The organism is Tateyamaria armeniaca (genome assembly GCF_045797845.1).
GTDB lineage: Bacteria > Pseudomonadota > Alphaproteobacteria > Rhodobacterales > Rhodobacteraceae > Tateyamaria > Tateyamaria armeniaca.
The window spans coordinates 3,695,258-3,713,810 of the sequence record NZ_JBHDIY010000002.1 but is presented as its reverse complement, the minus strand read 5'-3'; the positions used below and the strand labels follow the sequence as shown (position 1 = coordinate 3,713,810).

At 56.5% G+C, this 18,553-nt stretch carries 16 protein-coding genes; 13 read left to right on the top strand and 3 right to left on the bottom strand.

Annotated features, from left to right (window positions below; genetic code table 11):
- Positions 1-109 precede the first annotated feature (109 nt).
- From ACERZ8_RS18850 to ACERZ8_RS18820, 7 genes are all read left to right on the top strand, one after another.
- Entirely contained in the window at positions 110-1,168 is a 1,059-nt protein-coding gene (locus ACERZ8_RS18850; RefSeq protein ID WP_407593704.1) for a P-loop NTPase family protein, read from the top strand.
- Positions 1,149-2,684, top strand: a complete 1,536-nt coding sequence (locus ACERZ8_RS18845) for an ABC transporter transmembrane domain-containing protein (protein ID WP_407594318.1) — start codon at positions 1,149-1,151, stop codon at positions 2,682-2,684. The genes ACERZ8_RS18850 and ACERZ8_RS18845 overlap by 20 nt, the downstream gene beginning before the upstream one ends.
- A 1-nt stretch (position 2,685) precedes the next feature.
- Positions 2,686-4,269, top strand: coding sequence for a sensor histidine kinase (locus ACERZ8_RS18840; RefSeq protein ID WP_407593703.1), 1,584 nt, complete (start codon positions 2,686-2,688; stop codon positions 4,267-4,269).
- 67 nt (positions 4,270-4,336) lie between these two features.
- A complete protein-coding gene (locus ACERZ8_RS18835; RefSeq protein WP_407593702.1) occupies positions 4,337-5,008 on the top strand; it encodes a response regulator transcription factor in 672 nt (223 codons plus the stop codon).
- Positions 5,009-5,707: 699 nt separating this feature from the next.
- Positions 5,708-6,718, top strand: a complete 1,011-nt coding sequence (locus tag ACERZ8_RS18830) for a serine hydrolase domain-containing protein (RefSeq protein ID WP_407593701.1) — start codon at positions 5,708-5,710, stop codon at positions 6,716-6,718.
- A 77-nt stretch (positions 6,719-6,795) separates the two neighbouring features.
- Positions 6,796-7,995 (top strand): helix-turn-helix domain-containing protein, encoded by a 1,200-nt coding sequence (locus tag ACERZ8_RS18825; protein ID WP_407593700.1) that lies wholly within the window; start codon positions 6,796-6,798, stop codon positions 7,993-7,995.
- A gap of 177 nt (positions 7,996-8,172) precedes the next feature.
- Positions 8,173-8,355 carry a hypothetical protein gene (locus tag ACERZ8_RS18820; protein WP_407593699.1) on the top strand — a complete coding sequence of 61 codons (183 nt, stop codon included), beginning with the start codon at positions 8,173-8,175 and terminating at the stop codon, positions 8,353-8,355.
- Between the two features lie 770 nt (positions 8,356-9,125).
- Here the strand turns inward: ACERZ8_RS18820 and ACERZ8_RS18815 are convergent.
- Positions 9,126-9,599: an SRPBCC family protein gene (locus tag ACERZ8_RS18815; protein ID WP_407593698.1), complete on the bottom strand. Its 474-nt coding sequence runs from the start codon at positions 9,597-9,599 to the stop codon at positions 9,126-9,128.
- A gap of 18 nt (positions 9,600-9,617) precedes the next feature.
- Between ACERZ8_RS18815 and ACERZ8_RS18810 the strand changes: the two genes are divergently transcribed.
- A complete protein-coding gene (locus tag ACERZ8_RS18810; protein WP_407593697.1) occupies positions 9,618-11,381 on the top strand; it encodes a winged helix-turn-helix domain-containing protein in 1,764 nt (587 codons plus the stop codon).
- A gap of 466 nt (positions 11,382-11,847) precedes the next feature.
- Here the strand turns inward: ACERZ8_RS18810 and ACERZ8_RS18805 are convergent, their stop codons facing one another.
- Positions 11,848-13,365, bottom strand: coding sequence for a putative bifunctional diguanylate cyclase/phosphodiesterase (locus ACERZ8_RS18805; protein ID WP_407593696.1), 1,518 nt, complete (start codon positions 13,363-13,365; stop codon positions 11,848-11,850).
- Positions 13,366-13,750: 385 nt separating this feature from the next.
- Here ACERZ8_RS18805 and ACERZ8_RS18800 point away from each other — a divergent pair, with 385 nt between their 5' ends.
- The 5 genes from ACERZ8_RS18800 to ACERZ8_RS18780 all read left to right on the top strand — a co-directional run bounded on the left by ACERZ8_RS18800 (position 13,751) and on the right by ACERZ8_RS18780 (position 17,948).
- Positions 13,751-14,431 (top strand): hypothetical protein, encoded by a 681-nt coding sequence (locus ACERZ8_RS18800; RefSeq protein WP_407593695.1) that lies wholly within the window; start codon positions 13,751-13,753, stop codon positions 14,429-14,431.
- Between the two features lie 112 nt (positions 14,432-14,543).
- On the top strand, positions 14,544-14,972 hold the full coding sequence (locus ACERZ8_RS18795; RefSeq protein WP_407593694.1) for a hypothetical protein: 429 nt from the start codon (positions 14,544-14,546) through the stop codon (positions 14,970-14,972).
- 677 nt (positions 14,973-15,649) lie between these two features.
- Positions 15,650-15,916, top strand: coding sequence for a hypothetical protein (locus ACERZ8_RS18790; protein ID WP_407593693.1), 267 nt, complete (start codon positions 15,650-15,652; stop codon positions 15,914-15,916).
- A gap of 8 nt (positions 15,917-15,924) precedes the next feature.
- Positions 15,925-16,290 (top strand): hypothetical protein, encoded by a 366-nt coding sequence (locus ACERZ8_RS18785; protein WP_407593692.1) that lies wholly within the window; start codon positions 15,925-15,927, stop codon positions 16,288-16,290.
- Complete coding sequence (locus ACERZ8_RS18780) at positions 16,290-17,948, top strand: tyrosine-protein kinase family protein (RefSeq protein WP_407593691.1); 1,659 nt, start codon at positions 16,290-16,292, stop codon at positions 17,946-17,948. The genes ACERZ8_RS18785 and ACERZ8_RS18780 overlap by 1 nt, the downstream gene beginning before the upstream one ends.
- Positions 17,949-17,994: 46 nt before the next feature.
- Here ACERZ8_RS18780 and ACERZ8_RS18775 read toward each other — a convergent pair whose 3' ends face one another.
- Positions 17,995-18,414 carry an isochorismatase family protein gene (locus ACERZ8_RS18775; RefSeq protein WP_407593690.1) on the bottom strand — a complete coding sequence of 140 codons (420 nt, stop codon included), beginning with the start codon at positions 18,412-18,414 and terminating at the stop codon, positions 17,995-17,997.
- Positions 18,415-18,553: the final 139 nt, after the last annotated feature.

Sequence of the window (18,553 nt, the reverse complement as noted above, 5' to 3'; positions counted from 1 at the left end):
ATGCGCCGTTCACCCAATCAGAGACCGACGGTTCATCCGGTTGCCGGAAATCTGTCAGAGGGCGCTTTCATACAGGAGGCACACAAACGCTTCAAACCGGAGACGACCAATGACACACATGAAACCCCTGTCCCCCGCCCTGTGCGCTAACGCAAAATGGGCTTTCACCGCACGCCGGGTCAATCGCGCAGATGTGCGCGGTCTTTCCACCAGTTTTGCGACAGCGAAACCCGGTGATCTGATCCTGTGCGAAATCGCCGAGATCGGGCATCACAAGAAAATCCAGCTGGCCGAACGCCGGGTTTCGGTCAGCTATCCCGGCGACCTTGTTGTCCTGTGTCTGGGCGACCGGTATGCGCCGGATCAGTTTCTGGCGTCTGCCGTCATAGACGATGACCTGATTGATCTTGTCGCAGGCGGCGGCGTCGCTGGCCGTGTGGATGTCTCCCACATAGCTATGGACGATCCGACCCGGCTGAAACCACTTGGCCTTCTGACGGGCGCGCAAGGGCGGGTGCTGAATATCGCGTCTTATGCCCTCGCTCCGGTCGCGCCGAACCATGACGTGACGGTTATCGGTGTCTTTGGTGCATCAATGAATTCCGGCAAAACGACAGCCGCGTCCAGCCTTGCGCACGGATTGCTCCGCGCGGGGTACAGTGTTGCAGGCGTAAAAGCGACGGGCACGGGCGCTTTCGGCGATTTCAACAGTTTCGAGGATGGCGGCGCACCCGCGCTCGATTTCACGGATGTCGGGATGGCCACGACCTACCGGATGCCAATGGCGCGTATCGAGGACGGGTTCGAGAGACTGGTTGCAACCGCTGCTGCGCGCGGTGCTGAGGTTGTCGTCGTCGAAATAGCGGACGGCGTCTTCCAGCGGGAAACCCGCGCCATTCTCAAGTCTTCGCAAATCCGGGATAGGTTGGACGGCATCCTTTTTGCAGCACCCGACGCACTAAGCGCGCTGGGGGGCGAGACGGTACTGAACAGCATGAACCTGCGTTCTTTTGCAATTAGCGGCATGGTGAGCTGTTCACCGCTCGCAGCGGCCGAAGCGGCAGAAGTGACAGGCCTGCCGATACTGACGCGCGAAGACCTCTGGTCGCCCGAAACCATCGCAGAGCACGTCGCACCCCTTATGCGCACTGCAACCGTGGCCGCATGACCCCCTCCCACCCCTTGCCACACGGGACCGCGTCACTGACGCGGTCCTTGTTGTATTTTGCGGTATCGTGCAGGCTGCGGCTCTGGCCCTGGGCGCCTTTGCCACCCGGGATGCCTTTGCTGCGCTCCATGGGGGTTCGTATCTGGCGATCGGTACACTGCTTGAACTGGCTCTTGCGGGCGTTTTGACGGCGCTCTGCCTGTTCACTTCCGGCTGCCGGGCGGAACGTCTTGGTCAGAGCTATGCCATTGACCTGCGCCACGCACTCTATGCCAGGATCGCCGGCCTGCCGAAATCACGACACGAACAGCGCCGTGTCGGTGCACTGTCGCTGCGCTTCGTCGGTGATCTGTCGGCCGCGCGGCTGTGGTTCGGGCAGGGATTGCCCGGGGTGCTGTCGGCCTGTGTTGTGCTGCCCGGTGCTGTGGCGATCCTTTTTGCGCTCAGCCCGGCACTGTCACTTCGGGGACTGGTGCCGCTGGCCATCGCGTTGATGGTGATGACGGCTGCGGCATGGCACCTGGAGCGGCGGCACCACCGGTTGCGCAGGCGCCGCGCCGGTATTGCCATTTCCATGATCGAAAGGATCGCGATTGCGCCGGAGCTTGATGTGATGGGGCGCACCGATGTGGAATTGCGGCGTCTGGACGAACAAGGTGCGCGCCTGCGCGACGATGCCGTTGCCCGGCGCGGGCGTACTGTCGGACTGCAGGCGCTATTACAGGCGGGTACCGCCGCGTCAGGGCTCACGATCCTGTGGCAAGCCAGCGTGCTGGGTGTGGCACCTGCGCTTGTTGCCGCCAGCCTGTCGGTCCTGGCACTGATCGCTTTGCCGCTGCAGCACCTGGGTGCTGCCTGGGATCAGTACTGCGCCTGGCGTGTTGCGCGGGAAAAGGCGCAGGCCCTGCTGCGTGAACCGACGTTACCGCGGGCCCGGCGCCGGGCGAAATCACCGGTCTGCGTCGAGGTGACCGGAACACTTGACGACCGGCAGATTGCGTTCAGCGCAGCGGGCAGTTGCCTGACCCACCTCAGTGGCCCGGACAGCCATCATCTGGCGCGGATCATCGCCGGGCTGGATCACCCGGAGACCGTTGATCTGCGTTTTAACGGCATGACAGACCGCCCGGGCGTTGCTTATATCGGCGACGATCATATCGGATTGCAGGGCAGTCTGCGCCGCTCTGCCACACTGATGAATCGCAAGCGTCCCGGTGATCGGCGTATCATCGAAACACTGACGGCTTTTGGTCTTGGGGATCTGCTGGCGTCTGGTGGCCTTGATCAACGACTCGCCGAAAACGGCAAGGGCCTGTGCGCGGCGCAGCTGCTGAGGCTGGATCTGGTGCGGGCAGTGCTTGGAAAGACGGATGTGATTGTCATCGCGTCGCTGCGCTGGCTTGTTGAAACGGAAAAGGATCAGTTGCTGGCGGCGCTGCAAAACCATTCCACCGCAACACTTTTGCTGGCGGACACGTCAGACATCAGCACGACCACAAAACCAGGGGCACTCTGACATGCGTTCAACCACATTATTCGGCATCTATGCGGTCGTTGTCATTGGCCTGATCGGGGGACTCGCCGGTCTGACACTGTACAATCTGGAAAAATCGCGTTGGTGGGACGCGCGCACGCAATTGGCACAGGAATCCTATGCGCTCCACCTGAAACTCGAAGTGAAACTCTACCGGTTGTTCAAGCAACATGTCAGCACGCTGCTGATCGGGGACAGCGATGGCGGTGAAGCGGAGGCCTTCCTGCGCAACAGGATCGACCAGAACCTCCTGGACATTCGTTCTGTCATTGAGCGTGAGATCGAAATGGTCGGCGAGGAAGAACTTGAAGAGTTGAAACTGCTTGACGAAATCGAAGCCGATATCCGGTCTGTTGATACCGCTATTGCAGCTCTTACTTCCGCTGATGATCCTCTGGAATCCTTTTTGCGGACCGAACGCCTTGCCGCCCTTCTGGACGGCGGCATCGACGTGGAACTCGACCGCAAAATCGGGGCCGCGCTGGAGGAGGAGCTGGAAGAAACCCAGGAAGTTCTGGCCGACGCCGTTGCCTTTCGTGCGCGGGACCAAAAGATCGTCTACGCACTTCTGGCCCTGGCAACAGGCACGCTGATCGTGGCTCTACTTTCTTTTAATGGCCAGATCAGGCAACCCATCATCCGCCTGCAAAAAGAAATCGAACGCCTGCGTCGGGCGGATTATTCAAAACCCGTCAACCTCGGTGGCAGTCTGGAATTTCACGAGTTGGGCGCGGTCCTTCAAGACATGGGCGAGGGGTTGGCCGTGCGTGAGGCCACGCGTGCTGAACAGAAAAAACAGCTGGAAGACACTGTGGCGACCCGGACGGCAGAACTCCAGCCGCTGATCGACAAGCTTGAGACGGGTGAAAAAAACCGCATGCGGCTGATGGCTGACATCAGCCATGAATTGCGCACACCTCTGGCGATTATCCTTGGCGAGGCGGATGTGACGCTGCGGACCCAACGCGAGTTGAGCGAAGATGTGTCAGATGCACTGGCCCGCATACGGGAATCCGCCAGGCACACAAACCAGATCGTTGACGACATGCTGACCGTGGCACGCCGCGAAGCAGGTCAACTCAGGCTCGACCGAAAAGAGCTGGATTTGCTCAAGGTCGTGAATGACGCAGTGTCGATGTTCCCCCAGAAGGTTCTCGTCCGGAGACCCGATAAAAAGATTTCTGGCAACGTCGATGAAGTCAGGTTGCGCCAGTCTGTGCTTGCCTTGTTGCACAACGCCCGGCGCTATGGTGGCCCCAGAATACTGGTGACACTTCGGCAAAGCGGCTCGGGCAATGTCATTACCGTCGAAGATGACGGGCCAGGCCTGAACCCGGAGGAAAAAGAGAACGCCTTTGAGCGGTTCTTTCGTGGCTCAAACGCGTCCGGTCAGGGGATCGAAGGCAGCGGCCTTGGTTTGCCGGTCGTCAAATCCATCGTGCTGGCCCACGGCGGCACAGTCGAGTTGGAAGACAGCGCCCTGGGCGGTCTGAAGGTTGTTATGACACTCCCCAAACATTCGCGTGACCCGGGTGTATCTCCCTACGGAATGACCGCTAAGACATAAAAGAAGATGCGGGCATTGGGACACTGCTTTGCCACCAATCACCCGTTAGAAAGGCGAGGAACGGAAGATGAATATTCTGCTTGTTGAAGACGAAACACGCGTTGCCGACTTTATCCGCCGTGGACTGGCCGCCGAAGGATGGTCCGTTGATCACGCCGCCAACGGAGAAGACGGACTGGAGCTTGCCACGCAGAATGCTTACGATGTCGTGCTGCTTGATCTGATGCTTCCGGGCATTCAGGGACAGGACGTGTGCCGAAAACTGCGCGCCCGCAAATCCAAGACGCCGATCATAATGCTGACGGCACTCGATGGCCCCGAGGAAAAAGTCGAGGGTCTGAAGATCGGCGCGGATGACTACCTTCCCAAACCCTTCGATTTTGACGAGCTTGTCGCGCGCGTTGAAGCCCTGCATCGCCGGGCAACGGGATATGCTGCAGACGTCAGCGATATGATCATCTCAAGCGGAGGGATCACTTTCGACCGGTCGTCACTGGAAGTGTCAGTCGGAGACATGGTGATTGAGCTTTCCAAGAAAGAGCGCGATCTTTTGCAGCTTTTCTTGACCAGCAATGGGCGTGTCCTGTCCAGGGAGCGCATCCTGAACGCTGTTTGGGGATTGAACGCAGACCCTCTCACAAACGTGGTCGATGTCTACGTAGGACGCCTGCGTCGCAAGATGGGCAAAGAAGGCGCCCGCATCGTTACGCTCCGCAATGTTGGATACCGGATGACCTAGTGCACCCTTGCACAGATTCAGTTTGATCCCGTTGTCAAAGGGTACATGATCAAACCGCTATCGATACCAGTTGAAGCGGTTCGGCGCTTAAAGATCGAGCCAGACATTTTCCGCTCTACAAAAACGCAAACCGGTGGACTGGTATTGAGAGGTTCCGGATCACCCTCTCTAAAGTCTGTGGAGCGGTCGTAGACTGCAGTGTTTAATAATCCGCTTCCACATGTTTTTCGAGATGAGTGCGTTCATTCGGTGAATTTCGTTCTCTCGATTGGATCGAAAGGCGAAGCTAACCGTTATACGCACGTTGATTGTCATTCTGAGCACTTCAGAACAGAAAGAGGGCTATCGAAGTGATTTTTTTGGCCGCCTTTTCAAATGCAATCATCCGTACCGCGCACAGCATCCAGCTATATGGGCTCGAATCGGCCATGGAATGCGGTGCAACATTGCCCTCTGCCCAACTAAAACGATCTCGCAGACGGCCCACAGACGACCTTGAGCTCTGTCTGCAGATGCTGTGGGCGCATCCCGCAACGCGGACGTTCGCTGAGACTGCTTGAGCCAATATCAGGACATCCGTCTTGTGCTGCACATCTTGTCCAACCCTACAGGTCGAGGCGACTTTTGAGCGTTGCCAACCAAAGTCGGCATCACCATCCAAGTAAATGGTGGCCCCTAGGGTTAAGGACAGCTGAAACTATGAATCGACGTAAATTTAACGCTGCTGGATTGGCCGCGATCCTGACACCTTTGCCGCGTTTGACGTCGGCCGAAACTACTGTTTCTGAGCATCACGGCTACCAAGTTGCCGCCATCAACAGTGGGCTATTGACGGCACAGCACAGCGGTATGGCGCACAGTCAAGGCGCAGTTGATGACGACACTCTTTTTCAGGTGGCCTCGTGCTCAAAGACAGTGACGGCGCTTGCGGTTCTGACCCTGGTACGCGACGGGCGTGTTGACCTTGATGCGCCGGTCAATCGTTATTTGAACCGTTGGCAATTGCCAGGGCCCAGAGGTGCCGCTGCGACGATCGCAGAACTGATGTCCCATACGGCGGGAACGACGGTACACGGGTTCCAGGGGTATGGCCCGACGGATGGACTTCCAACACTTCATGACATTCTGATCGGACGCCGTCCGGCGAACTCCGACCCGATCCGGTCACGGCGCAGGGTATTTGGACGCTTCAAGTATAGCGGAGGTGGCACGATGGTCCTGCAAGCGCTGATCGAAGAGGTGACGGGTACGGATTTCGCAACCTACACGACCAATGCGGTTCTCAAACCAGTTGGGGCTGCTCATGCAACCTTCGCAATCACACCGTCCCGGCCCTTTGCGCATGGGTCTTATGAGAACGGTCAGCCGCTCGACGGTGGGTTCATGAGACACCCGGAAAGTGCTGCGGCCGGGCTTTGGGCGACGGCGTCGGACCTTGCATTCCTCTTTCACGCGGTTCTGCAAGCGCTGACGGGCGCCCGTCATGCCATCATCCCCGTGGCTCTGGCCGAACGCATGGTGACGCCTGTAAGCCAAAGGGCGGGCCTTGGCGTGTTTGTCTCCTCCGGCCCGACGATTTCACATGAAGGGCGCAACCTTGGCTTTGACTCGATTGTGGCAGCCGACCTTAACACCCGACAGGTCCGCGCGGCTGTCACGAACCGAAACGGCGCGATCAGGAGCTACACAGAGCAACTCTTGGCCGATTGACCTCGAAATGCCTGTGCGCCCTGCCTCGCCCCCAATTGCGGTCTGGCGTCTTCGGAGTGTTTGAGAGAGTTTGCAGCATGGATGAGATCATCATTGAATTGGCGGCAACTGGCACGTTCGCAATCGCAGTTTTTGGCGCCGCATTTTCCCTGATGCATTCGAGAGCCTCCCGCGTGAGCGGCAGCTTTGCCGCGTTTCTCGCCACGGTGGCTATCAACAATAGTCCTGATGCATTCAGGCGTTTAATCGAGGCAGCGCCAGTCTCGTTCGAAGCAATGATCGATGTCGCGGTCTGGCCAAGCTCTTTCTTCCTTGCGCCCCTCTTTTGGATCTATGTCGTCACGCTGACATCTTCCTCAGAACGCGGGCCACAACGCCGCGTTCGGCATTTCATTTTGCCCGGCGTTGCGGCTGTCCTTGCGGTATTGGTCTTGCTGTCTCCGCCAGATATCCGAGACATCCTCGTCACAGATGAACCCAAGATGGATACGGGCTGGAGCATGGCTGTTATGCTTGGCTTCGGCCTGCTTCAGCTCGCTGTGTATCCGCAGATCGCCGTTTATCTTTTCCTGATCTGGCGTCGATTGATGACATTTCGTCTAAGGCTGCGCGACGTCTACGCCAGCACCGAGACACACGAACTGCGCTGGATTTTTGTGATTTGCGGGTTTTGTGCGCTGTTCTGGCTGGCCCAGACTGTGCTGCTCATCGTCGTGATCGACGCGGCGGACTCTGCGGTTCCACCTGCCTATATCAATGTTGCGAGCCTTGCCGGTCTTGCTGTTGTTGCCGCTCTCGTGCTCTGGGGGTTGCGGCAACGCCCGCCCCTGGTGCCCGATGATGATCCCGAAACACACGCGCCGGCCAAGAACCAGGTAGCCGCCAAATACGAAAAATCAGCGCTGAGTGCCGAGGCATCACATCGACTTGGTCGCAAACTTCGTGCGGCCATGGAAGTCGACCACCTCCACAGGGACCCGAACCTTTCGCTTTGGGCCTTGGCCCGGCACATCGGTGCGTCACCAAACTACGTCTCGCAAACGCTCAACGAAGAAATCGGTGAAAGCTTTTTTGACTTCGTGAATGGGTACCGCGTGGCAGAGGCCAAAAATCTGCTCACCACGACCGACCAATCGATCTTGGCGATCACCTATGATGTGGGTTTCAACGCACGTTCCTCATTCTACAATGCTTTCAAGCGCATAACCGGCCAAACTCCGTCATATTTCAGAAAGAATATGTCTCAGCCTGCCGGTTTGGACGACATCAGCATCTGATTGAGCGACATCTGATCCACGACGACGGATCAAGGACACCCACGCCAGACCACCACTCACACACACCCAAACCAGACAGGAGTGCCGCGCGCGATTCATGCCGCGTGCGGCACCTCATCTGGCTGTTGGGATATCCGCCGTCGTGCGGAAAACATGAAAACCAGTAAAGGAACTGATATGAAACGATACCTTCTACTCGCGGCACTTGCGCTGAGTGCCTGCGATTCACCCACCGAGATTGCAGCCAGCCAGCGATTGGACGAGGCGTGTTTGCAAGGCAACATTCAAGCCTGTGCCGCGGTTCAGCAAAGGGTCAATGCACGAAATCAGACGCTTGCAACGACCTCGGCGGGGTTCTGAGGGAGACGCCCCTCAGGGCATCAGCAGGTGCCCCACAACAAGAATGAGGTTCGACCTTTCCCAGAGTCAGAACGACCTCCTCCGATCCAGGTCTCACTTGGGTCGGTTCCCGGAAACTTGGTCTCACCTTAGCTCTGCGCCCGGGCGTGCGACAGTGCATGCTCAAGAGCGCAGGAGGTGTCAGGAGTATTTACGATGATACAGAAACTCATAAGCGGCGCGTTGATTGGTTCAGTAATTGGTGCCACCTTTGGCTACGTCTCATTCGACAGCATCCCGGGCGCGCTTGGTCTTGGATGTTCAGTGACGGCTTGCATCTGGGGTGCCCAATTCGGATTCGCGCCCCACCAGGACGACGAGTAAGTCTCAAGTTTGGGGTGCGATGACCGACTGGGTGGTGTGTTTTCGACCCAAGAGGTCTCTTGCGCCCAGGTAGGACCAGTTAAAGCCACCAATTAAAGCTATTAACTGACACTGTGCTTTGGCGCAGAGTCTGCGTCCGGCCCAAAGAGGTCTTTCATTTGGAAGCAACCTTAGAAGTTGACTTGCGTTGCTCGCCAGAAAGCGCGCGACAACACCGGAGGCCGTCAGCACGCGCGAAGACATGTCGGCCTCTGTGAGCGAACACCCGCCCAAACCGTGAAACATCTGCCCATCATTGCTTGAACCGGGTCACAGTTGCCACAAAGCCGAACAAATTCACGGAGCATTGTCAGGCGCCAGAAATCGGGTTCAAACCGCCTGACGGTTCAGATGCGCTCTGTCCGTTGTCAGCGTAATGCAAGGATGCTTTCTATTGCTGACAATCCGGCCTCGATGTCGTCGACCACAACAGCTTCCATGTCCGGGTCTTCAGAAGAGAAGTTTGCAATCCACTCGATAAGCAGGTTTTCCCCGGGCTGTACTGACAACGTTGCCGTGAATCTCTCAATGGGCAATGAGGACCTGACGGTCCTGTAGGTGTAGGACAGGCTTTCCTCTTGGGCGATCCGTTTTTGAATCGCTTCTTCTCCGGTGTCCGTTGTCAGCACACGGACCAGCGATCCATCCATGACTTTCAGCGCACACGAAGATACGTTGGGGTGCCAATCGTCAATGTCGCAGAAGTCGCCGATCTGCTGCCAAACCTGCGGCGTTGAGGACGGGACTTCAATGGACCGCTTGACCTGGAAGTCCGCGGGCCACGCTGCTGTGGCGCAAAGCAGGCTGGCAGAGATGGCTGAGAATTTGGGAATGAATGTCATGGTGTTTCCTTTCGAAAAATGGAGAAGCGGGCGAATTTTCTTGCCTCACGGTATGAGTCTTCGCAGGCTGAGTGGGGCACGGGGGTGGTTGAAATGTCCGGAGAATGCTCTGAAAAAAATCTGAATTCTTCCGGCGATGTTGCCTTGGGCGACTTTGTGTTTTTGGTTGAGACAGAGGAGTTGCGCGATGGGTCCGGGCGCCCGGTTCATTTGCGTCGTCAGAGTTCCGAAGTCCTGTCCTATCTCGTGCATCGGCTTGGCGAGACCGTTTCCAAGGACGATCTGTTTGAAAACGTCTGGGCCAAGACAGCTGTTACCGATGATAGTCTTTCCCAGTGCATCGCCGACATTCGCAGGACGTTGAATGATGCCGATCACAGGATCGTCCAAACCCTTCCCAAGAAGGGCTACCGGTTGGTCCCGAATTCTCTTCCGTCAGGTGAGGCAGACGTTTCGGTCACCTCCGCAAGTGTCGTGCGTCCCGGTCGTCTAAAACTTGCTGCTGTCAGCCTGATCGCAGTGATTGTTTTGGCTCTTGGTACAATCTGGGGGTTAGGGCGGGACAGGTACGCCTCTTTGGACGAACTGCCCTTGCCCTCCAAGCCATCGATTGCGGTCCTCGCATTTGAAGATCTTAGCGTCGGTGCCGATACAAACTACCTGAGCGATGCAATCGCTGAGGGCATCATCGTGGACTTGTCCCGGTATTCGGAGCTCTTTGTCATCGCGCGAAATTCCAGCTTCAGTTTTCGAGACGACACTATTGAAGTCGGCAAAATCTCCCGCGCGCTTGGTGTTCGTTATTTGCTGGAGGGCAGTCAACAAAAGAGCGGTGATCGGCTGCGCGTGACCGTTCAGCTGATTGATGCCGTCGAAGGTCAGAGCCTTTGGTCACATGTCTACAACAGCGACCTAGGCGATGTCTTTGCGATGCAGGATGAGATCGTGCAGAGGACCGTCGCAACTGTTGCCCAAAGGGTCATACATCGCGAAGGCCAGAAAGCGATCAAATCTGACGAGGCGAAGCTGACGGCCCTGCTTCTGAATTGGAAAGCCCGTCAGCATCTCTTTTCCTTCACCCCCGAGGGCAACGAAAAGGCCCGTCTGGCCAACCTTGCAGCTGTCGAGGCCGATCCGACGCAACCCTATGGATATGTCGGGCTGACATTTGTCCATATCAACCGGTATCGCTGGAAGTGGACGGACGAAGACCCGGTCGTCGAGTTGAATGCCGCACGGAACTATGCGCGCAAGGCCGTTCAGGTCGCGCCGGAATACTATGATGCGCATACGGCCATGGCATACATGCATATTCAGGAAGGCGCGCTTGAAAAATCGGTGGCGCGTTTTCGAAAGGCGCTCGAACTCAACCCCAACGATACAAGCGCGATGGCAGCACTTGCCGAAGCCTTGACCTATGGCGGGAGGGCGGAAGAAGCCGAAGAGTTGATGCTGCGTGTCGTTCGTCTGGACCCGTTGCACGAGGACTGGATCAAATGGAACCTCGCGTGGGTGCAATGGCACACGCGCAATTGTGACGATGCGCTGGAGACCATGAACGCCATGTCCGAGATACCTCCGATGGCATATCGGGTGCTGGCGATTATCCAGATGTGTCGCGGCGACAGACGTGAGGCGCGTAAGGCCGTTGAGCAATTGATGGACTTCGATCCTGATTACTCACTTCAGGATGTTCTGCACAATTATGAAGGAAAGTACGTGGTCGGGTCAGATCTGCAACGCGTGCTGAACGATCTGCGCGAAGCCGGACTGCCGGAATAGGACGTGCTCGGGTTGGAACTGCGCGATCCAGAAAGGTCGCTCACAGTGACTTTTGCGCTGGATTGATTTTGCCCGCTGAGGCTGCTTTGCATTTTATCGATATGAACAGAGTACTGCATTCTTCGCCATACGTTTGCATTGGCTGCTCGCTCCGATATTGCGCGCACCTCGAATATTTCATTTGCGGGCTGCGGTGCAGCATCTGCAATCCACTATGAACGAAGGCCGAGGGCCACCTGTGACTGTGATGAGCGGCATCTGACCACTTTGGCCCAGTGCAAGGATGCTGACATCCCTGCCTATGACTTTCCGGTGTGCAGGTTTGCGGCCTTCAGTCATGTTCAAGCAATGAATGTTAACGCTGGACGACGTCCCGTCTTTGTCGTGGACACGCGGCAAACTCAAACGCTTGGCATGTCGGCCTCAATATTTGGACGATAAAGTATCGGTAAGCTGCCCCACATCATCACGAAACTCTGAGTTTCTTTCCGCCTCGTTCAAGTTCATTGGCATCCGCAAGGAAGTTCGAGACATCCTGCGCGTGCATGGGCCTCGCGAACAGATATCCTTGCCCTTGAAGGCATTCATGTGCCGACAGAAAATTAAGGTCATCATTGGTTTCGATCCCCTCAGCCGTCACCGCGATTTCCATGGACTTCGCAAGGGCGAGGATCGCACCCACAATCTTTGCATTCTGCGGCATGGAATCCAGATCAGTGACGAAGCTCTTGTCGATCTTGATCTTGTCGAAGGGTAGTTTGCTGAGGGTCGCAAGGCTGGAGAATCCGGTGCCAAAGTCATCCAGAGAGACTTGGATCCCAAGGTCTTTCAACGAGTCGAGCGCAACCCTTGCCTCATCCATGTTGCCGATAACCGCGTTCTCTGTGATTTCGATTTCCATGCGTTTGGGGTCGAATTTCGACTCGCTCAGCTGCCATTTGATATTCATCAGCAATTCGTCATTGAACAAATGCGGGGACATGTTGAACGCGATAAAAAGATCGTTGTCCCATGATGCCGCCACTTTCAGGGCTTTTCGCATCACCTGCCATGTTATCGCATCGATCAGCCCCATATCCTCGGCAATTGTAATGAAAATGTCGGGCGGCACTGCACCAAGCGTCGGGCTTGTCCAGCGCGACAAAACCTCGAAACCTTTGACATGCCCGTTTTCAATGTCGACGATGGGCTGGAAAAATGGCTCAATGTCCATGCGCTCCACGGCGCCTTTCAACTCTTCTTCGAGCAGCGCCTGCTGTTTCAGCTGATCGCCCAAATCCTCATTATAGAATGTGTATCCGCCGCGGCCATATTGCTTGGCCTGATACATCGCCTGATCCGCATTCCGTACAATCGCCTGAGCGTTTTCGCCGTCCCGCCAACCGCATATGCCGATGCTCGCGCCCACAGTGGCGTACCAGCCGTCCATGGCGATAGGCTCCGCAATCGCTGTCAGGAGGCGTCGCGCAAGGCTCGTCGATCCTGAAAAACCGGATGTGTCGGTCATCAGGATGGCAAACTCGTCACCGCCCAGACGCGCGGCTTTCTGGCCTTCATGGCAACACTTGAGAACCCGCGCCGCAATTTCCTGCAGAACCCGGTCGCCTTCGGCATGTCCGCGCAGGTCGTTGATGGCCTTGAAACGGTCAAGATCCAGTAACAGTACGACCGGGATGTTGTCCGGTGCGGCATTGTCGATCGCAGTGTCAAGCAGTTCGGAGAAATATCTGCGGTTGAACAGCCCCGTCAAACCGTCGTGGCGCGCTGCGTGTTGCGCGCTTTCTTCGGCGGCAGAGACCGCCTTCATCGCTCGTTTGAGGCGTGATTTCGACCTTAAAAGCAGGATCGGCACGGCTGCCGCGCCAACGATGTAGACAAGAACAATCTCATCCAGATCCCAGCTTTCGTGCGACCGACTGAACTCGTAGAATTCTTCGAACAACTCTGCCTCGGCGGCAAAGAAATAGCCAACAATCGCGGCCATACAAATAGCGATGTCAGTTCCGAATTTGCGGACAGCGTATAACATCGAAATGGCCTTTTCCTGATCACGACGGATTTGGCATATGACGGTTGCGGTTAATGCTTGTTTGCGAGGCATGATGGAATCTTCCAACAAGTTTAGTCAGTGCCCAGGTCACCGGAGCCCGCGCGCCCGGCAAATTCGCTGACACGCGCCGCGCTGCAAATCCGCCTGCTTCACGTCGTTTAAGCCGGCGAAAATACTGCGCGGTTTGTCATCAACCGCTTGCGGAATGCCGACACTATGATCTGATAGATGTTCGATAAAAGGCCGGACAAACCCCGAGATGCGCGCATCATGCCTGTGCTGGATTCTATGGCCAAATGTACACCCGTCTCGACGCGAATTGCGCTATGCAGATACAATGCCGCAAAAATTTGGAGACGTCGGGCTCGCAGTGATACAGCGCGCCTTTAAGTTGAGAACCCTCATGGTCCATCTCTTTCGGTGCTTTCTTGCTGGCCTTTTGCTGGGACTTGCCGCCCCGGTTCTTGCCGAACGCGAGGTGCATGTTGTTGCGGTTGGCAAGGGCTATCAGACGAAAGATGTTTATGCCCTGCCTGAGGCCCGCGTGTTGGTCGACCGTCCCGGTCAAGACGTCAGCCTCGTGTTGCTGGATGCTGGCGACATGCACTGGCGGATCGAGGCAACGGGCGGCACCAATATCAGCGAAATTGTCCGAAGTGGCCCACGCCGCGATGCCAGCGAGGTTACTCTCTTTGACATTCCGATGGCCGGACTGCATGACCCAGGGCTGCCGTTGGTTTTCAAACCTTGGGGACGTGACTTTCGACTATTGGTCGACACTTTGACGGCAAACTATGGCACCGACCACATCGACAGCTTTCATGGTGTGCACCAGGTTTACGAGGATGCCGTGAGGGTCGATCAGATTGATACGACCACGGTCGGCCTTGCCCGCGACTATCTTTCGAAGCTTGTGGGTAACTCCGACGACCTTCCGCCGGACATCCGTACTTGGATCGAGATCCGGAAGCGGGACAGACGATTTTGCCCTCGCTTTTGACGAGAGCGGGATCAGCCTGACGGGACCAACCGGAACGCGGCGGTTTCCGGTCACATCCGATGTTCCAGATATCCTGCTGCCGGTTGTCGCCGTTTATGACCCAGCTTCGCAAATGATCTACTGCATGACATATGGTGCGGAGGGTTATCTGTACTCTGTCGACGTGCAGACTGGTGCATGGGCGGTTGTTACCGGACTGGACGAATACGACGGGGCAGGGTTGCTCTATGATCCGCAGGGTCAACTGCTCATTACGACCGGTGCCTTTTCACGACCGGGGGAGATCAGGATTTTCGGACTGGATGGAAGTTTTTCGTCGATGTTTATCCCGACCACGGCCTTTCCCGGCCTGACCGATCTGTTTGATTACGGAAACGAGCACGGACCGCCGCTGACACCGCTCAGCTATAGTGATGGATGGCTGCTGCTCGAAGCGCTCGCGCGCAGAAGCAGCGCCAATCGCGGCGCCGGAGGGTACCGTCTCTACGCTGTGCAAATCTCTACCCGCGAGGTACGTCTGCTGCGGTTTAGCGATAACTGAACCCGGCAAACTCCGATGGCAAACAGCAATGAAAGCACGCAGGCCCATCCAGATGTGGAAACTCTGCCACTATGCATTGGATCGGCGTCGTCCTGACGGAATGGAGTAGCGTGAGCGAACTAAATGGCATTTGGGAAAATTCACAACCCAAGACCGAAATTGTCTGACTTGAAAACGAGGCCAAAATCCTGATCCTTGCCTTTTTGGGAAAACCCCTCCATCCGACATAGGCTCCATCACTTATGATGGCCAAATGCCTCGAACCATCGCGTCGCCAAATCCTATTCTTTGTGGAGTTCCGTCGACTGTTGCCACGCCCGACAAGCCCCACCCAAAGATGCCTTTCATCGTGGTCTCGGGTTCGGTCATTCTTTCTTGGTAGTTGAAGTTCGTCGCTCTTGTGGCGTCCCGTATTATCAAAGGCTACTGCCGCCATTTTCGGCACTTCAAGGAACGCTTTATCGCTCTGATGATGGAAAGTAAGGCGCGCTTGTCTCCTCCAGATGAAACACGAGTTGTCGGCGGTTTTGCGTCTATGGCGAATGGCTTTGTCGAGCGTCGCCGCTCGATATTCTCAGGGTTGCCCAAGCGACATCGGGGATGTTTGAGGAGTCATGGATTTGTGGCTCTTGACGCAACATTATGTAGTCTTCACAGTCACCCGCAGGGGTTGGATAATGTCGCATTACAACAGCTTGGGATTTGTCAGTTACAAACAAGGGGCCGGCGCGGACGAGTGGTTCAGCACGTCCAAGGCCAGCGTCGAAATGTATCTCAAGCAGACCTTTGGTGCGCATGATCGTGAAGTGTTCTTTGATCGCCATTCGATCACGCCCGGCAGCAACTGGCGCGTCGAGCTGCGTGAGGGGCTGGACCGAGCGCCAATCCTGATCCCCTTTTTTCTCCAGGTTATTTCAATTCGCCCCATTGTACGGCCGAGTTAAGAACCTTCATGGCGCGAGAGGATCATCTGAATCTGGAACGCGGCACGCTGATCCATGCCGCGCGCACCCATGACCAGAACCAGTTTCCAGACTGGGCGCAGGACATTCAGGCGCAACCATTTTGCCAGTTTTTCCTGCTCGGCCCGACCTTTGATGGGTCGACCGTTCGTCATGGCTTTGATTTGGCGCTGAAGGAATTCGCTGAAAGCGCCGCACTTAAAATACAGAAGGTGGCGACGACAGGCCCTCTTTATCAGAATGATTTTCCAAAGCTGCCTGATGTGCATCAACCGATTGCGCAAAACCCCACACTTGCGGCCTTGTTTGGCCCGCAGGCCGCTGTTCATCAGCCCTTTCAGCGCCAGGGTGCCTGATGCAAAGCAATGTCAAACTCGACGGTTTCGATCTGCGCCCGGCGCAAGAGAACGCACCCCAATCGCAAGCTCCGTTGCCCCAGCCGGGCAAAATCTACACGTTTTATTCCTTCAAGGGTGGCGTGGGCCGGTCCATGGCGATGGCCAACATCGCGGTATTGCTGGCAGCACAGGGCAAGAAAGTCCTGATCGTTGATTTCGACCTCGAAGCGCCGGGGCTTGAACATTTTTTTCATAACCATGACGAAAGCCTGCAAGAACGGCTGATGTCCCGACCCGGGCTGATCGATCTGCTTAACCCGGATCCGATCGACTGGCGCGATACCATCACCAATGTGCCGCTTGAACTGGAGGCGCTGTCCTTCACACCATCTGTACGCGAAACGAGCGGTCGGCTGGACATGATCCATTCCGGGCGCGCCGCCCGTAGTGCCGACGCCTATACCCAAGCGGTTCAGAGCCTGAACTGGGACGAACTGTATACAAAGCACGATATCGGCACCCGCTTTGGCACGTATCGTGGCGAATGGTTGGCTGAATACGATTATGTGCTGATCGACAGCCGCACGGGTGTCACAGATATTGGCGATCTGTGCACGGTGGTTCTGCCTGATCATCTGGTGCTGTTGTTTGTTACCAACCAGCAAAATATCAGCGGGATTTCCCAGATCTACGACCGGGCGGTATCCGAACACGCCAAACAACCTTTTGACCGCGCACGTCTGACGGTGCTGCCAGTGCTCAGCCGGGATGAGTTTTACTCAGAAAACACCCTGTCGCGCGAATGGCGCCAGCGTGCAGCAAACCAACTTGAGCCACTGTTCCGCGACTGGCTTCCCGAAGGGCTGAGACCGGTTGACGCCTTCCAAAAGCTGTTCATTCCCTACTTCGCTTTCTGGTCTTTTGGCGAGGCGCTGCCGGTGCTGACCAACCCCGAAGAGGCGGCCAACCCGTCTTCGATCAATGCTGCCTATTCCCGGCTTGCGCGCCTGATCTTTGCTGATCTCGACTGGTCCAGTCTTGATGCTCAATCCGATCCGGCAGAACTGTCCACAACACGCATCATCCAGAAAAAAGAGCTGGAAGAGACGTTCATTTCACAGCAGGTCAAGCTGGATCGCGAACGTGCAGAAATCGAAGCGCGTCAGCGTGAGCAGGAGGAACAACTTGCACGTTCGATAGAAGACCTCGCCCGCGCGCGCGAATTGAACGAAGCAAAAGTCAGCCGTCGCAGTTTGTGGGCGGTGATCCTTGGTGTCAGCGTTGTTGCAGCCTTGATTGTGACAAGCCTGAGTGTCTCCCTCAGACAAAACGCGGACACGATTGAGGCCGCCTTAGTCGCAGAACGCGCAAGTGCGGTTACAACAAAAAACCGTATTGAAGAGCTGACCGCTGAATTGGAAATCGCACGGGAAGAGACACGGGCCGCTGAAGCGCGTATCGCAGACTGGCAAAGCCGTTCCACCGATGTCGCCCGGCAGTTCAGCCAATGCCAAGAGCAGATTGCGACGGCCGAAACGCAGTTTCGCCGCTATGCGAGCGAAGTGCAAAAAAGCATACGCTCAGCGATCGGTGGTGTGCCGTTCTGCAATGTCATTGCGCCGCTGGTTGAACAAATTGCAGACCCTGATCGCTACATTGAAAGCTTCAAACGCTGATCAATTGCTGAAATTGGCTTTTGGGTTTATTCATGGCGACGCTCCTTCATGTATCGCTTGGCTGACCGCCCGGCACACCCAGCGCCCCGTAGCGACTGTGTTCGGACAGAAGACCGCCAATAGCCGGTCCCTCCTCCGTCTCCCAGTCATCCATCACTTCGCAGGCAAATTGCGTCCAGTTGATGGGCGTGGCCCCTGCTTGAACAAGCCGCAGGAGAGCTGAATGTTCCACGAGGGAGCTTTCCGCACCGTAGACATCGACGACAACGTAGACCTCGAACTCTTCCGCAAGCAGATCGAGTGTGGTTTGCATCGTGCAATTGTCCAGAGAAATGCCGCCCAGGACGATCTTGGAACGGCCCTCATCGCGCCGGGCGGTTGCCCAATTCGCAAAGTCGCCTGACCGCTTGGCTGAGGGGATGTGGCGGGCAATATTATCCGCTTCGTCAAACTCGGCCTTGATCAACGAAAATATTGCACTGCGAAAGCCACCCTCGTCGCCATGTATGTGGTAGGGCAGGCCCAGCGTTTTCGCACTGCGGCAAGAAGAACTTGAGTGTTACGTCTGTCGAAGGTCGTGGATTTGATGCGTAGGGAGGTTTCGT

Excerpts from the sequence above, each read along its gene's own strand:
- ACERZ8_RS18780 (WP_407593691.1), top strand. The coding sequence starts at position 16,290 with ATGCAAAGCAATGTCAAACTCGACGGTTTCGATCTGCGCCCGGCGCAA.
- ACERZ8_RS18805 (WP_407593696.1), bottom strand. The coding sequence starts at position 13,365 with ATGGCCGCGATTGTTGGCTATTTCTTTGCCGCCGAGGCAGAGTTGTTC.
- ACERZ8_RS18835 (WP_407593702.1), top strand. The coding sequence starts at position 4,337 with ATGAATATTCTGCTTGTTGAAGACGAAACACGCGTTGCCGACTTTATC.
- ACERZ8_RS18795 (WP_407593694.1), top strand. The coding sequence starts at position 14,544 with ATGATCTACTGCATGACATATGGTGCGGAGGGTTATCTGTACTCTGTC.
- ACERZ8_RS18830 (WP_407593701.1), top strand. The coding sequence starts at position 5,708 with ATGAATCGACGTAAATTTAACGCTGCTGGATTGGCCGCGATCCTGACA.
- ACERZ8_RS18815 (WP_407593698.1), bottom strand. The coding sequence starts at position 9,599 with ATGACATTCATTCCCAAATTCTCAGCCATCTCTGCCAGCCTGCTTTGC.
- ACERZ8_RS18790 (WP_407593693.1), top strand. The coding sequence starts at position 15,650 with ATGTCGCATTACAACAGCTTGGGATTTGTCAGTTACAAACAAGGGGCC.
- ACERZ8_RS18850 (WP_407593704.1), top strand. The coding sequence starts at position 110 with ATGACACACATGAAACCCCTGTCCCCCGCCCTGTGCGCTAACGCAAAA.
- ACERZ8_RS18840 (WP_407593703.1), top strand. The coding sequence starts at position 2,686 with ATGCGTTCAACCACATTATTCGGCATCTATGCGGTCGTTGTCATTGGC.
- ACERZ8_RS18825 (WP_407593700.1), top strand. The coding sequence starts at position 6,796 with ATGGATGAGATCATCATTGAATTGGCGGCAACTGGCACGTTCGCAATC.
- ACERZ8_RS18820 (WP_407593699.1), top strand. The coding sequence starts at position 8,173 with ATGAAACGATACCTTCTACTCGCGGCACTTGCGCTGAGTGCCTGCGAT.
- ACERZ8_RS18785 (WP_407593692.1), top strand. The coding sequence starts at position 15,925 with ATGGCGCGAGAGGATCATCTGAATCTGGAACGCGGCACGCTGATCCAT.
- ACERZ8_RS18810 (WP_407593697.1), top strand. The coding sequence starts at position 9,618 with ATGGAGAAGCGGGCGAATTTTCTTGCCTCACGGTATGAGTCTTCGCAG.